Raw genomic sequence first — 14287 nt, forward strand, 5'->3', positions numbered from 1 at the left:
GCCCGCACTGCCCGCGGGCAGCGGCGTGCCCGAGCTGCCGGCCGGGGCCGGGACCATCTCGGCGCCGGCGGGAGCCGGGGCACCCGGCGCGGACGCCTCGGCTGGGGCGGGCGCCGCCTCGGCGGCCTCCGGCGCGGACGATGTCGCGCTGCCGTACCCGGAGCCGTACGAGGACGCCGAACCCGAACCCGAACCCGAGCCCGACGGTGCGGTGCTCGACGGCGGCGGCTGCACCCACAGCGCCACGTCCTGGCCGCCGGTGTTGTAGACGACGCTGTCCGGTTGCGCGCCGGTGACGTCGAAGTACAGCTTGCCGGTGGTCTCCTGGCCCTGGGCGAGCGTGGCCGGGTTCACGCCCTGCGGCGTGGGCACCTGGAACAGCACCCGGTAGGTCTCTCCGTTGGCGGCGCGCGCGTTGAAGTTCGACACGATCGGCGTGACGGAGCCCTGGATGGCCTCGTCGGTCGCGGTGGCCTCCCACAGCGTCCCCCGCACCTGATAGGGGATGGCGTCGGTGCTCTGCTTGAGACCCGTGACGGTCCAGCCCTGCACGACATTGCCGTTGACGACGTCGGCCTGCTGGCCGAGGTCGTGCACCTCTGGCCCCGTCTGTGCCCCCGCCAGCGGCGCCGTCATGACCGCACCCGCGGCCGCGATGGATGCTGCGAAAATCGATTTCTTCAAGATCGTTCACTCCTGAGTCGTCCTACGGCCGACTCCCCCGGTCTGGAGGCGGTCCCGTTAGGCAACGTAGCAAATGATCAGGTTGCTGGGCACCCCCGGTCCCCAGGTCGGGAGGCGTCAGTCGCGTTCCCGGGAGCGGTCGTCGGTGGACGGGAAGTGCTCGGCGAGCGCCGCGGCGACTTCGAGGAACTTCCGGCGCGCGGGCGGGCTCATCTCCCGCGTCCCGTCGATCACGCCGCCCGGGCGCAGATGCCCGTCGAACGGCACCTCGACCACCCGCTGCCCGTGCTGAGCGAATTGCTGCGCCAGCAGCGAGCGGGTCCGCTTGTCGGCGTGGCCGTCAGAGTCGTTGAGCACCACGACCGTTCGTTGCAGCAGGCCGGTCATCCCGCGGTTGGCCAGCCAGTCGAGGGTCTGTCCGGCCGCGGCCGCACCGTCCACCCAGGGTGATGACACGACGATCAGCGCGTCGAGATCGCGCAGTACCTCCTGGGTCACCGGGGAGTCCATCGTGGAACTGCAGTCGACGATCGAGATCGAGAAGTACCGGTCCAGACGGGAGGTGGCCTCGCGGTAGATCGCCGGATCGAGCACCCGGCGGCGGGCCGGCGAACCTTCGCCGGCGAGGACGAACAGCCCGGCCGCGTTGTTGCCGACGCGGTTGCGGACATCGGCGAACGAGTCGAGATGCTGGTCCGACGCGAGCTCCCAGTACGACCCCGCAGCCTTCGGGTCCACTCGGCTGCCCAGCTTGCCGAACGCGGTGTCGGCGTCGATCGCCACCACGCGGTCGTCCTGCCTCAATTCGGCGAACACCGAGCCGACGCTGGCCGACACCGTGGTCTTGCCGACGCCGCCCTTGCCCATCACGCCGACCTTGTAGTGCCCGCGCAGCACGCCGCGGATCCGCCGCTCGAGTTCGAGTTGGCGCAGTTCGTCGGGCGACTGCCCGGGATTGATCAGGCCGAAGCTCATCTTGAACACCAGCCGGCGCCACCCGCGGGCCGGCGGGGTGCGCCGCGGCGGCATGATCCGGTCGGCGCGGATGCCGTCGGCGTACGACCCGGACGGCGGGCCGCCCATCGCGCGGTCGGGTCCGTATCCGCCGGACGGCCACGGCTGCTGCTGCGGTGGCGGCTGCTGTGGGTGTTGAGGTGGGGGCGGCGCCATCGGCGGGTGGGGCGCGGGCGGCCGGGGGCCGGGCGGAACCTGCCAGCCCGGCGGCGGTGCGGACGCCCAGGGTGCAGGACCCGGCGGCGGGGCGCCGTGGTCCTCGCGAGGTGGCGGCGCGGCGGGGTACGGGTCCCGGAAGCTGCCGCGCGGCCGGTCGGGGTCGTGGATCAGGGTCGGGGCATCAGCCGGACCCGGCGGCGGCGGGATCCGGGGCCCGGACGGGCCGGTGTCGGGTTCGAAGTCGGACTCCTCGGGCCCGGTCCAGCCGAGTTCCCGGCGCAGGGCGTCATCGCGGTCGGTCACTACTCATCTCCTCGTGGATCTGCTCATGACGCGGACGTCGGCCGTCTCCCAGTATCAACCACCTGACCAGTCGTCGGTCGAGGTGCGGACGGCACCGACCATCAGCAAAGTTATGTCCCGAGCGGTCCCGGTGTAGCCGGCGCGGCGCGGGCCGGCGCACCGGCGCTCACCCGGCAAGGGCCGCAACGATGCCGTCGCGGCGCAGGCCGGTCGCCGCCCGCGGCCGGATTCACGCCGGGGCGATCGATCTGAGAGTTCGCTGTCGACGGTGTTTCGCGGAGTTGATCGGGAACGGCGCACGGGGCGGTATATTGCTGATCACCCGCTGCGCGCCGCCCGCATCACACCGTCGGGTGTGGCGAATTGATGTGCTGGAGGTGGTCGGTGCACTGGTACGCTCGCATGCGGCAAACGCGAATCGCGCCGTGCCGCGGTCAGCGGCGCCGGTGGCAGATGGCAAATTCCACGACGGCGGTGGCCCGGCTGCCGGGCGGCAGCTACATTCAGTTCGAGACATTCGAGGTTGGGGGATCTATGGATGCGCCGCGTGTGACGGCCGCGCACCTGTGGGCGCGCGGGCCGCTGACCGCAACGGATCGCCGATGATGACCGGTGCGACCGCCACGTCGAGCGGCACGCACTACGACGACGTCGTCGGTGTCGAGGTGACCATCGACGGGATGCTGGTCATCGCCGACCGGCTCAACATCATGGACTTCCCGCCGTCGCTGGGCATCCGGCTCAACATCCCGCAGCCGGACCTGCGGCAGACCGTGTGGGACCAGGTGGCGCGCGACCTCACCGCGCAGGGGGTGCTGAACCTCTACGGCGACCCACACCCCGAAGTGGCCGCCATGGTCGACACGCTGAGCCGCTCGGACCGTGTGCTCGAGGGCCGGTGGTGGCGCCGCGACGTCGGCGGCAAGATGGTGCGCTTCGTCGTCTGCCGCAAGGGTGAGCGCCACGTGGTGGCCGCCCGCGACGACGACATGCTGGTGTTGCAGCGCGTCGCGCCGCAGATCGGGCTGGCCAACATGGTCGCCACCGTCCTGGGCAGCGCGCCCGCCGCGGAGGTCGAGCCGCTGACCGGCGTCGCCGCCGAGCTCGCGAGCTGCCGCACCGCGGGCGAACTTCAGGCCTACGGCGTCGCGGTTCCCTCGGCCCGCGCGTACGCCGACATCATCAGCGAGCCGTCCAGCTGGGTGGAGCTGACCGTCACCGAGCGGCACCCCGGCGGCACCCAGACCACCGCCGACGTCGCGGCCGGAGTGCTCGACTCGCGGCACGGACGCATCGTGTCGATCCCGCGCCGGGTCAGCGGTGAGCTGTACGGCAGCTTCCTGTCCGGCACTCAGGAGAATCTGCAGCGTGCGCTGGACGGGCTGATCGAGTTCCTGCCGTCGAAGACCTGGTTCGACCAGAGCGAGGCAGACGGTTTCCACGACGGCTCCCACGGGGAATGAGCGGGTCGCTTCATGGTGGGTGACACGTCGCCGTACGACCCGTCCGACGGCCACGACGATCTGTCGGGCCTCGACTTCTCGTATCCGGCCGCGGCCGGCGACCCGTCCGACGACTCCGGTCTGGCGGCCTTCGACGACTACGCCCCGCCGCTGCCGTCCGACGCCGGTGACGCCGGACCGCTGTTCACCGTCACCAATCCGCCGGGCACCGTCACGGTGACCACCCACCTCGACGGCGGCGTCCAGCACATCGCGCTCACACCGCGGGTGACGAACATGTCCGAAACCGAACTCGCAGAGGAGATCGTGGTGATCGCGGGACTGGCCACCCAGGATGCCCGGTCGGCGCAGTACGAGGTGATGCTCGACGGGATGCGCCGGCAGGGTCATGATGACCCGGCGACCCGCGACTTCCTGCAGCGCGACCTCGACCTGCCCACCCCGGAGGAAGCCCAGGCACGCCGGGCCGAGGTCTTCACGACCAGGTACGCAGATAGCCATGAGTGATCAACTGGCCAGCCTGTTCGGCACCGCGGTCGGCATGCTGCCGACCGCGCCCGCCCGCTCCTTCGAATTGTTCACCGACATCACGAATTACGACGAGACCGCCTGCGATGCGTGGGTCGGGCGGATCCGGTGCGGTGACACCGACCGGGTGACGATGTTCCGGGCGTGGTACTCGCGCTCGAACTTCGGGCTGCTGGCCGGGGCGGCCGAGATCTCGATGAACGCGCTCGGCGCCCGCATCCCGATCGGCGGTCCGTTCGGCGACATCACCTATCCGATCAACTCGCCGCTGGCGATCACCATGGGCTTCGCGGTGTACGAGGCCAAAGAGGGCAACTACGCCGACGCCATGGAGGCGCTCGAGGCGGTGCCGGCCGGTGGCGCCGACCACCTGGTCTCCTGGGTGAAGGCCGTGATCTACGCTGCGGCCCAACGCTGGACCGACGTCATCGACGAGGTGCGCGGCGCGAGCGCGTGGCCCGACAAGTTCCTCGCGGCGGCGGCGGGGGTGGCGCACGGCGTGGCGGCGGCGAACCTCGGCTTGTTCACCGAAGCCGAACGGCGGCTCACCGAATCCAATGCGTCCCCGGCGGGGGAGGCCTGCGCGCCCGCGATCGCCTGGTACCTCGCGATGACGCGGCGCAGCCAGGGCAACGAAGAGGCCGCGACCGCACTGCTCGAATGGTTGCAGGCCACCTTCCCGGAGCCGAAAGTTTCCACAGCCCTGAGGGATCCGGCCTACCGACTGATCACCACGACGCCGGAGAAGATCTCCGCGCGCACCGACCCGTGGGATCCGGACAGCGTGGTCGCCGACACGTCCGGCCGTGACCGGTTGCTCGCCGAGGCGCAGGCCGAACTCGACCGGCAGATCGGACTCGGCCGGGTCAAGCAACAGATCGAGGCCTACCGCGCCGCCACCCAGATGGCCCGGATCCGGGCCGCGCGGGGCATGAAGGTCGCCCAGACCTCCAAGCACATGATCTTCGCCGGCCCGCCCGGCACCGGTAAGACCACGATCGCCCGTGTGGTGGCCAACATCCTGGCCGGGCTCGGGGTGATCGGCGAACCCAAGCTCGTCGAGACGTCGCGCAAGGATTTCGTCGCCGAGTACGAGGGTCAGTCAGCGGTGAAGACCGCCCGCACCATCGACCGTGCGGTCGGCGGCGTGCTGTTCATCGACGAGGCCTACACGCTGGTGCAGGAGCGCGACGGCCGGGCCGACCCGTTCGGCACCGAGGCGCTGGACACACTGCTGGCGCGAATGGAGAACGACCGCGATCGCCTCGTGGTGATCATCGCGGGCTACAGCTCCGACATCGACCGCCTGCTCGAAACCAACGACGGCCTGCGGTCGCGCTTCGCCACGCGCATCGAGTTCGACTCCTATTCGCCCGACGAGATCGTCGATATCGCCAGAGTCATTGCCACGGCCAATGATTCGGCGTTGAGCGAGGACGCGGCGAAGCGGGTGCACGAGGCGGCGACGCTGCTCAGCCAGCGCGCGCTCGGCGGGAAGCCGGCCCTCGACATCGCGGGCAACGGCCGCTATGCCCGCCAGCTCGTCGAGGCGGGGGAGCAGAACCGGGACATGCGGCTGGCCCGCTCGCTGGACTTCGACAGCCTGGGGGTGGAGCAGTTGAGTGAAATCAGCGGCGAGGACATGGCTTCGGCGATCGCCGCCGTCCATGCCCGCCTGAACATCAACGGGTGATCGATGGCGAGTTTCCGGCTTACCACCAAGGTCCAGGTCAGCGGCTGGCGCTTCCTGCTGCGTCGCGTCGAGCACGCGATCGTGCGGCGCGACACCCGCATGTTCGACGATCCGCTGCAGTTCTACAGCCGTGCGGTCGGTGCGGGCATCATCATCGCCGTCCTCATCTGTCTCGGCGCGGCGCTGCTGGCCTACTTCAAACCGCTCGGTAAGCGCGGCGGTGACCAGCTGCTGGTGGACCGCAGCACCAACCAGCTCTACGTGGTGATGCCGGGTGACGGCGAGCTCCGACCGGTGTACAACCTCACCTCCGCGCGGTTGGTGCTCGGCAACGCCGGCACCCCGGTCGCGGTGAAATCCGATGAGCTGAACCAGATGACGAAGGGTCAACCCATCGGCATCCCGGGCGCGCCGTATGCGACCCCGGTGTCGGGCGCCGCCGAATCGATGTGGACCCTGTGCGACACCGTCACCAGACCGGAGAGCGTGGCGCCCACGGTGGAGACGTCGGTGATCGTGCGTCCGCTCGTGGTGGATTCCACCGTCGGGCCGATGCGCCCCGATCAGGGCATGCTGGTCACCTTCAAGGGCGCCGACTGGCTGATCACCGAGGGCGGCAGGCACTCCATCGACCTGGCCGACCGGGCGGTGACGTCGGCGGTCGGCATCCCGGTCACCGCGAAGGCCACCCCGATCTCGGAGGGTCTGTTCAACGCGCTGCCCAACGCCGGCCCGTGGCAGCTGCCGCAGATCGCCCGCGCCGGTGAACCCAACACGGCGGGGCTGCCCGCCGAACTGGTGATCGGCTCGGTGTTCCGCACCGTCACCACCGAATCCGATGAGGAGCAGCACTACGTGGTGCTGCCCGACGGCGTCGCGCGGATCAACGACCCGACCGCGGCGGCCCTGCGCGCCACCAACTCCTACGGCCTGATCGAGCCACCGCTGGTGGAGGCCAGCGTGGTGTCGCGCATCCCCGAGCAGGTGTACGTCTCACCCCTGCCGGACAAGGCGCTGGACATCTTGCTGCGCGAAGAGGATCCGGCGCTGTGCTGGTCGTGGCAGCGGGTGGCGGGCGACCAGGCGCCGCGCACCACCGTCATCGCCGGCCGCCGGTTGCCGATCGCCCCGTCGGCGCTGGGCACCGGGATCGAGCAGATCACCGGCGACGCCACCGTGTACATCGACGGCGGGCAGTTCATCCGGCTGCAGTCGCCGGACCCGCGCTTCGGCGAGAGCATGTACTACATCGACCCGCAGGGCGTCCGCTATGGCGTCCCCGACGAGGACACCGCGAACAGCCTGGGCCTGAGCGCGCCGGTGACCGCGCCGTGGCAGGTGGTCAGCCTGCTCGTCGACGGCCCGGTGCTGTCGAAGTCGGCCGCCCTGCTCGAACACGACACACTGCCGGCGAGCCCCGATCCGCGCCGGGTGGGCGAGGACGGTGTGAGTTCCGGGGCGCAACCGGCCACATCGAGCGGCGGAGGCGGCTGATGACGACCAAGAAGTTCACCCCGACGATCAAGCGGGGGCCGCGTCTGACGCCCGGTGAGATCACCGTGACCCCGCCCGACGATCTCGGTGTCGAGATCCCGCCGTCGGGTATCCAGCGCGCGCTGCCGTGGGTGATGGGCGGTTGCATGCTCGGCATGATCGCGATCATGATCTTCACCGGTGTCCGCCAGCTGTCGCCGTACATGCTGATGATGCCGCTGATGATGGTGATGGCGACCGTCGGTTTCATGGCGGGCGGTGGTTCCGGCGCCAAGCGGGTGCCCGAGATCAACGCCGACCGCAAGGAGTACCTGCGCTACCTGTCCGGCCTGCGCACCCGCGTGACGTCGTCGGCGGCCGCGCAGGTCACGTTCTTCAACTACCACGCCCCGCATCCCGAGGATCTGCTCTCGATCATCGGCACCAGCAGGCAGTGGTCACGGCAGGCCAATCACGACTTCTTCGCCGCGACCCGTATCGGCCTGGGCTCCGAACCCGCCGTCGACCGGCTGCTCAAGCCGTCGGTGGGCGGGGAGCTGGCCGGTCCGCAGGCCGCGCCGCAGCCCCACCTCGAACCGGTCAGCCACATGTGGGTGACGAAATTCCTGCGCACCCACGGTCTGATCCACGACTGCCCGAAACTCGTTCAGCTGCGGACCTTTCCGACCATCGCCATCGGTGGCGACCCGGCGGGCGCGGCCGGTCTGCTGACCGCGATGATCTGTCACCTGGCGGTGTTCCATCCGCCGGACCTGGTGCAGATGCGGGTGCTCGTCGACAACCCCGAGGACCCGGACTGGAACTGGCTGAAGTGGCTGCCGCACGTCCAGCACCAGACCGACACGGACGCCGCGGGCGCCACCCGCATGGTGTTCACCCGGCCAGACGGCCTGTCCGACCTGACCGCCCGCGGACCGCACACCGCCGACGCGGCGCCCAGCGGCCCCTACGTCGTGGTGATCGACCTGACCGGCGGGCGCGCCGGCTTCCCGGTCGACGGCCGCGCCGGCGTCACCGTGCTGACCCTGGGCAATCACAACGGCTCGATGTACCGGATCCGGGTGGCCGCGGACGGCACCGCCGACGACAAACTGCCCAATCAGCCGTTCCGCCTCGTCACCAACGTGACCGACCGGATGACCGCCGGCCAGGCCGGCCGGGTGGCCCGCAAGCTGGCGGGCTGGTCGATCACCGGCACGATCATCGACAAGAACGTGCGCGTGCAGAAGAAGGTGGCCACCGAGTGGCACCAGCTGGTCGGCGCGCAGACGGTCGAGGAGGTGACGCCGACCCGCTGGCGGATGTTCACCGACACCGACCGCGATCGGCTGAAGATCCCGTTCGGTCACGAGCTCAAGTCGGGCGACATCATGTACCTCGACATCAAGGAGGGCGCGGAGTTCGGCGCCGGTCCGCACGGCATGCTCATCGGCACCACCGGGTCCGGTAAGTCGGAATTCCTTCGCACACTGATCCTCTCGCTGGCCGCAACGCACCATCCCGACCAGGTGAACCTCCTCCTGACAGACTTCAAGGGCGGGTCGACGTTCCTCGGAATGGAGAAGCTGCCGCACACCGCGGCGGTGGTGACCAACATGGAAGAGGAAGCCGAGCTGGTCAGCCGCATGGGCGAGGTGCTGACCGGTGAACTCGACCGCCGCCAGTCGATTCTGCGCCAGGCGGGAATGCAGGTCGGCGCCGCCGGTGCGCTGTCGGGTGTCGCCGAGTACGAAAAGCACCGCGAACGCGGGGCGGATCTGCCGCCGCTGCCGACGCTGTTCGTCGTGGTCGACGAGTTCGCCGAACTCCTGCAGAACCACCCCGACTTCATCGGCCTGTTCGACCGGATCTGCCGCGTCGGCCGGTCGCTGCGGGTGCACCTGCTGCTGGCCACCCAGTCGCTGAACACCGGCGGTGTCCGCATCGACAAACTCGAGCCCAACCTCACCTACCGGATCGCCTTGCGCACCACCAGTTCCGCGGAGTCCAAGGCGGTGATCGGCACCCCGGAGGCGCAGTACATCACCAACAAGGAGAGTGGCGTCGGCTTCCTGCGCGTCGGTATGGAGGATCCGGTCAAGTTCCACAGCGTCTACACCGGTAACCCCTACGTGCCCAGCATGCCCAACCAGGAGGACGGCGAGGCCAAGCCGAGAACCAACGGGCACAAGCGGATTCGCATCCACCAGTTCACTGCGACACCGATCTTCGACACGGCGGTGACGTCATGACGACCTCCGAGCAGAAGGTGCTGCGCGAGGTCGTCCTCGATCAGTTGGCCACCGGCGAGACCCGTGCCTACCGCATGTGGCTGCCGCCGCTGACCGATCCCACCCCGGTCAACGAACTCGTCGAACGCGACCACGAGCGCCGCCCGCTGCGCTTCGGTCTGGGCATCATGGACGAACCGCGCAGGCACCGCCAGGAGGTGTGGGGCGTCGACGTCTCGGCCGCGGGCGGCAACATCGCCGTCGGCGGCGCCCCACAGACCGGCAAGTCGACGTTCCTGCAGACGCTGATGCTCTCGGCGGCGGCCACCCACTCACCGCGCGACGTGCAGTTCTACTGCGTCGACCTCGGCGGCGGCGGCCTGATGTACCTCGAAGACCTGCCGCACGTCGGCGGTGTCGCGACCCGCGCCGAACCCGACCGGGTCAACCGGGTGGTCGCCGAGGTGAAAGCCGTGCAGCGGCAGCGGGAACGGACGTTCAAGGAATACCGCGTCGGCTCGATCGCGGCGTACCGCCAGATGCGTCAGGACCCGAACCACGCGGCCGCCGCGGATCCGTTCGGCGACGTGTTCCTGGTGATCGACGGATGGCCGGCGTTCGTCGCCGAGTTCCCCGACCTGGAACCGCTGGTCCAGGACCTCGCCGGGCAGGGCCTCGCGTTCGGCGTGCACGTGATCATCTCGACGCCGCGCTGGACCGAGCTGAAGTCCCGCGTCCGCGACTACCTCGGCACCAAGATCGAGTTCCGTCTCGGCGACGTCAACGAGACCCAGATCGACCGCATCACCCGCGAGATCCCGGCCAACCGGCCGGGCCGCGCGATCTCGCTGGAGAAGCACCACCTGATGATGGGCGTGCCCCGGATGGACGGGCTGCACAGCGCCGCCAACCTGGTGCCGGCGATCAGCGCCGCCGTCCAGTACATCTCCGCTCAGCACACCGAACGCGCACCGCAGGTGCGGGTGCTGCCCGAGCGCATCTATCTGCATGAGCTCGATCCGAGCCCGCCGGGACCGGAGTCGGACTACCGCACCCGCTGGCAGATCCCGCTGGGTGTGCGGGAATCCGACCTCAGCGTCGCCTACAACCAGATGAACATGACCCCGCACCTGCTGATTTTCGGCGCCCCGAAGTCCGGCAAAACGCGGATCGCGCATGCGGTGGCACAGGCGATCTGTGCGCGCAACAGCCCCCAGCAAGTGCGGTTCATGCTCGCCGACTACCGGTCGGCGTTGCTGGACGCGGTTCCCGAGAGTCACCTGCTCGATGCCGGCGCGGTCAACCGCAACCACACCTCGCTGGAGGCGGCAATCAAGGCTCTGGCGACCAACCTGCAGAAACGGCTGCCGCCGCCGGACCTGACCACCGCGCAGTTGCGGTCCCGGTCGTGGTGGAGCGGACCGGACGTGGTGCTGCTGGTCGACGACTGGCACATGATCGTCGCGGCGTCCGGGATGGTGCCCCCGATGGCGCCGCTGGCGCCGTTGTTGCCCGCGGCCGCCGATATCGGGCTGCACATCATCGTCACCTGCCAGATGAGTCAGGCGCATCGCGCCACGATGGACAAGTTCGTGGGCTCGGCCTACGGCGCCGGCACCCCCACGCTGTTCCTGTCGGGGGAGAAGACGGAGTTCCCGTCGAGCGAGATCAAGCTCCGTAAGCGGCCGCCTGGCCAGGCACTTCTCGTCTCTCCGGACGGTAAGGAAGTGATCCAGGCGGCCTATGTGGATCCCCCCGAAGAAGAAGTGTTAGCACCACCCCCAATGGGCGGTTAGTATCTAAACAGAGCATCGCAGCAACGTTGGCGCTCAGCCGCCAGCAAAGATGTCGGGGGACAGGTTCAGTGACGATCAGGCCATCGCGCCCACACCGTTCACGGTCGCTTGTCCGATTTGTCGGGAACCATTGAAGGAGCATGCGCAAATGCAACCTCTCGAACACAATCCGGGTGCGGTGAGCGTCGGCGGCCAGGTGGTCGCAAACGGGGCGCGGGGTCTCGCGGGCGGCACGGCGGCCACCGCCGCGGTGACGGCGCTCGTGCCCGCGGGCGCTGACGAGGTGTCGGCGATGGCCGCCGCCACGTTCGCCGCCGAGGGCGCCGAGACATTGGCGCTGAACACGTTCGCCCAGGAGGAGCTCTCCCGCGCGGGCGCGGCGTTCATCGAGATCGCCGGCATCTACACCGCCACCGACGCCGCGAACGCCAGCACGTTCTGACCAGCGGCTCGTCTGCGGATTCGTAGCGGAGTCGGTCACTTTCCATGGCACTCTCGGGCATTCCTTTACCTCCGACCTGGGCGGCGTTGCCGCCCGAGGTCAACACCGGCCGGTTGATGGCCGGGGCCGGTCCTGCGCCGATGCTGCAGGCCGCCGCGGGGTGGGAGGCACTCGCCGTGTTGCTCGAGACGCAGGCCGACGAGTTGGCGGCGAGCCTGGCGAATCTGACCGGGATGTGGTCGGGCATGGCCAGCGAGCGGGCCGTCGCCTCGACCATGCCGATGGTGATCTGGTTGCGCACCACGTCGGCGCAGGCCATGAAGCGGGCGCTGCAGGCGACCAATCAGGCAAACAGCTACACCCTTGCAATGGCAACTACTCCGCCGCTGCCGGAGATCGAACAGAACCACATCACCCACGCGGTGCTCGAGGCGACGAACTTCCTGGGAATCAACACGGTTCCCATCGGGGTCAACGAGTTCGACTACTTCGTGCGGATGTGGAACCAGGCCTCGACGGCGATGAGCGTCTACCAGGCCGAGACGCAGATGAACCTGCTGTTCGAGCCGATCCCGCCGATGAAGCCGATCGTCATCCCGGGGGTCGGGGAGAGTTCGGCGGCCGCGGCGGCCGCGCAGGCGGCGGCCCATGTGCCGATGAGCATGGCGCGCAACGCGACCATCGCCAAGGCCAGCGCGACGGCCAAGCTCGAGTCGGTCGGTCTCAACGCCGGCCGGGCGATGGCGCAGGGGAACATGGCCGCGCAGCGCGCCCAAGGTGCGGTGCAGAAAGGGGAGAACGCCGCCCAGCAGGCCGGTCAGCAGCAGGGCGACCAGGTGATGCAGCAGGGGATGCAGCAAGGCATGCAGATGGGCATGCAGATGGCCTCACAGATGGGATCGATGGCCGCGCAGATCCCGCAGCAGATGGGTCAGATGGTGCAGACCCCGATGCAGATGATCACCCAACCGCTGCAGCAGGTTTCGTCGGTGTTCAGCGGGATGGGCGGCAACCTGGGCGGGCAGAAGGCGCAGATCGGCCTGATCGGGGCCACCCCGTTTTCGAACCATCCGCTGGCCGGCGGGTCGGGCGCGAGCTCGGGCGCCGGTCTGGTGCGGGCGGCGTCGCTGCCCGGCGCCGGCGGCACCTCGGCGCGGACCCCGCTGATGTCGAACCTGATCGGCGACAAGCTCGACGGTGTCGCGCCGGTCGGGGTGGCCGGCGCCGCGGCCGGCGCCACGGCCGCCGGGCTGGCACCCGTCGGCGGGGCCGGGGGCGGTGCGGGGCCGATGGGCATGGCCGGCCAGCGCGGTAAGAGCGGCGGCAATAAGGCGGGGCTCACCGCACCCGCGCCGCTCGCCCATGACCTGGGCGAAGACGAAGAAGACGACTGGTGACGGTCGCGACAGACTTTCCGGTCACACGGCCGGAAGACTCGCCATTCCCGTGGTGAGGACACAGGAAAACAAGGAATGAGTCCAACATGGCAATGAATACCGATATTGCTGTCCTCGCCAAGGAGGCCAGCAACTTCGAGCGAATCTCCGGCGAGCTGCAGGGCGTCATGCGCTCGGTCGACGCCACCGCCAACAGCCTGATCCCGCAGTGGCGTGGCCAGGCCGGCGAGGCTGCGCAGGCGGCGCTGCTGCGCTACCAGGAGGCCGCCCAGGCCCAGGTGCAGACGCTGACCGAGATCTCGTCGAACATCCACACCTCGGGCACCCAGTACGGCTCGACCGACGAGGATCAGGCCGGCACGCTCGCCTCCTCGATGAACCTCTGACCACCTCAAGACCACAGAAACGGGAGTAATCAATGTCGGAACAGGTATGGAACTTCGCGGGCATCGAAGGCGGCGCGGGCGAGATCAACGGCGCGGTCAGCACCACCCAGGGTCTGCTCGACGAGGGCAAGGCCTCGCTCGGATCGCTGGCGGCGGTCTGGGGCGGTTCGGGTTCGGAGGCCTACCAGGCCGTCCAGGCCCGCTGGGACAACACCTCCGCCGAACTCAATGCGGCCCTGCAGAATCTGGCGCAGACCATCAGCGAGGCCGGTTCGACCATGGCTCAGACCGAAGCCGGCGTCACCGGGATGTTCGCCTAAGACGCAGTCGCGTGCAGGTGGGCGGGAGAGGCCGGCCGATAGGGTGCCGGCCGACCTCGCCCACCTCGTGCGTTGTTCAGCGCAGACCAACCACTTGAGGGGTTCCCATGTCGGCCGACTATGACCGGCTCTTCCATTCTCCCGACGCCGCTCAGACGCCCGACGAGGCGACCGTGTACGTCGACCGCGAGGCGCTGATGCAGCAGCAGGCCAACGCGGCGCCGGCCGCCGGCGCCCCGCGCAGCGACGACTCCGCCGCGCCGCCGATGCCGATCACGCCGCCACGAACCCAGGCCGCGCCCGCGCCGCCGCCGCGGCAGTCCGAGATCACCACGCAGATGCCGCCGACCGCTCCGGCGCCCGCGCCGCAGCGGCCGCCGAACGGCATGATGCGCACC

12 protein-coding genes and 1 pseudogene are annotated in these 14287 nt (G+C 69.5%); 11 read left to right on the forward strand and 2 right to left on the reverse strand.

The features are described from left to right. A partial coding sequence (locus E4P42_RS26165) for an MPT63 family protein (RefSeq protein ID WP_135129552.1) occupies window positions 1-636 on the reverse strand: 636 nt, incomplete at its 3' end. A 165-nt stretch (window positions 637-801) separates the two neighbouring features. Next, a complete protein-coding gene (locus tag E4P42_RS26170; protein ID WP_135129553.1) occupies window positions 802-2160 on the reverse strand; it encodes a MinD/ParA family protein in 1359 nt (452 codons plus the stop codon). Window positions 2161-2762: 602 nt separating this feature from the next. Here E4P42_RS26170 and E4P42_RS26175 point away from each other — a divergent pair. The 11 genes and pseudogenes from E4P42_RS26175 to E4P42_RS26225 all read left to right on the forward strand — a co-directional run. Further along, window positions 2763-3623: an ESX secretion-associated protein EspG gene (locus E4P42_RS26175; protein ID WP_135129554.1), complete on the forward strand. Its 861-nt coding sequence runs from the start codon at window positions 2763-2765 to the stop codon at window positions 3621-3623. A 12-nt stretch (window positions 3624-3635) separates the two neighbouring features. Next, window positions 3636-4130: a YbaB/EbfC family DNA-binding protein gene (locus tag E4P42_RS26180; RefSeq protein ID WP_135129555.1), complete on the forward strand. Its 495-nt coding sequence runs from the start codon at window positions 3636-3638 to the stop codon at window positions 4128-4130. Continuing rightward, on the forward strand, window positions 4123-5844 hold the full coding sequence (eccA, locus tag E4P42_RS26185) for a type VII secretion AAA-ATPase EccA (protein ID WP_135129556.1): 1722 nt from the start codon (window positions 4123-4125) through the stop codon (window positions 5842-5844). The genes E4P42_RS26180 and eccA overlap by 8 nt, the downstream gene beginning before the upstream one ends. Window positions 5845-5847: 3 nt before the next feature. Continuing rightward, complete coding sequence (eccB, locus tag E4P42_RS26190) at window positions 5848-7338, forward strand: type VII secretion protein EccB (protein ID WP_135129557.1); 1491 nt, start codon at window positions 5848-5850, stop codon at window positions 7336-7338. Further along, window positions 7338-9569, forward strand: a complete 2232-nt coding sequence (eccCa, locus tag E4P42_RS26195) for a type VII secretion protein EccCa (protein ID WP_135129558.1) — start codon at window positions 7338-7340, stop codon at window positions 9567-9569. Before eccB ends, eccCa begins: the two co-directional genes overlap by 1 nt. Further along, window positions 9566-11344 carry a type VII secretion protein EccCb gene (gene eccCb, locus E4P42_RS26200; RefSeq protein WP_135129559.1) on the forward strand — a complete coding sequence of 593 codons (1779 nt, stop codon included), beginning with the start codon at window positions 9566-9568 and terminating at the stop codon, window positions 11342-11344. The genes eccCa and eccCb overlap by 4 nt, the downstream gene beginning before the upstream one ends. 148 nt (window positions 11345-11492) lie before the next feature. Next, window positions 11493-11786, forward strand: coding sequence for a PE family protein (locus E4P42_RS26205; protein WP_135129560.1), 294 nt, complete (start codon window positions 11493-11495; stop codon window positions 11784-11786). Window positions 11787-11830: 44 nt separating this feature from the next. Next, the gene (locus tag E4P42_RS26210) at window positions 11831-13183 is read left to right on the forward strand and encodes a PPE family protein (RefSeq protein WP_135129561.1); all 1353 of its coding nucleotides are present in this window, start codon (window positions 11831-11833) and stop codon (window positions 13181-13183) included. 86 nt (window positions 13184-13269) lie between these two features. After that, on the forward strand, window positions 13270-13569 hold the full coding sequence (locus E4P42_RS26215) for a WXG100 family type VII secretion target (RefSeq protein WP_135129562.1): 300 nt from the start codon (window positions 13270-13272) through the stop codon (window positions 13567-13569). A gap of 32 nt (window positions 13570-13601) precedes the next feature. Continuing rightward, on the forward strand, window positions 13602-13889 hold the full coding sequence (locus tag E4P42_RS26220; protein WP_135129563.1) for a WXG100 family type VII secretion target: 288 nt from the start codon (window positions 13602-13604) through the stop codon (window positions 13887-13889). A 107-nt stretch (window positions 13890-13996) separates the two neighbouring features. Beyond that, window positions 13997-14287, forward strand: a pseudogene (locus E4P42_RS26225) (MinD/ParA family protein); the annotation flags it as partial.

The organism is Mycobacterium sp. PS03-16, assembly GCF_004570325.1.
Classification (GTDB): domain Bacteria; phylum Actinomycetota; class Actinomycetes; order Mycobacteriales; family Mycobacteriaceae; genus Mycobacterium.

What these genes read in the sequence shown, in the direction of transcription:
- eccA (WP_135129556.1), top strand. Translation starts at nt 4,123, where the DNA reads ATGAGTGATCAACTGGCCAGCCTGTTCGGCACCGCGGTCGGCATGCTG.
- eccCb (WP_135129559.1), top strand. Translation starts at nt 9,566, where the DNA reads ATGACGACCTCCGAGCAGAAGGTGCTGCGCGAGGTCGTCCTCGATCAG.
- eccB (WP_135129557.1), top strand. Translation starts at nt 5,848, where the DNA reads ATGGCGAGTTTCCGGCTTACCACCAAGGTCCAGGTCAGCGGCTGGCGC.
- E4P42_RS26210 (WP_135129561.1), top strand. Translation starts at nt 11,831, where the DNA reads ATGGCACTCTCGGGCATTCCTTTACCTCCGACCTGGGCGGCGTTGCCG.
- E4P42_RS26180 (WP_135129555.1), top strand. Translation starts at nt 3,636, where the DNA reads ATGGTGGGTGACACGTCGCCGTACGACCCGTCCGACGGCCACGACGAT.
- E4P42_RS26175 (WP_135129554.1), top strand. Translation starts at nt 2,763, where the DNA reads ATGATGACCGGTGCGACCGCCACGTCGAGCGGCACGCACTACGACGAC.
- eccCa (WP_135129558.1), top strand. Translation starts at nt 7,338, where the DNA reads ATGACGACCAAGAAGTTCACCCCGACGATCAAGCGGGGGCCGCGTCTG.
- E4P42_RS26215 (WP_135129562.1), top strand. Translation starts at nt 13,270, where the DNA reads ATGGCAATGAATACCGATATTGCTGTCCTCGCCAAGGAGGCCAGCAAC.
- E4P42_RS26205 (WP_135129560.1), top strand. Translation starts at nt 11,493, where the DNA reads ATGCAACCTCTCGAACACAATCCGGGTGCGGTGAGCGTCGGCGGCCAG.
- E4P42_RS26220 (WP_135129563.1), top strand. Translation starts at nt 13,602, where the DNA reads ATGTCGGAACAGGTATGGAACTTCGCGGGCATCGAAGGCGGCGCGGGC.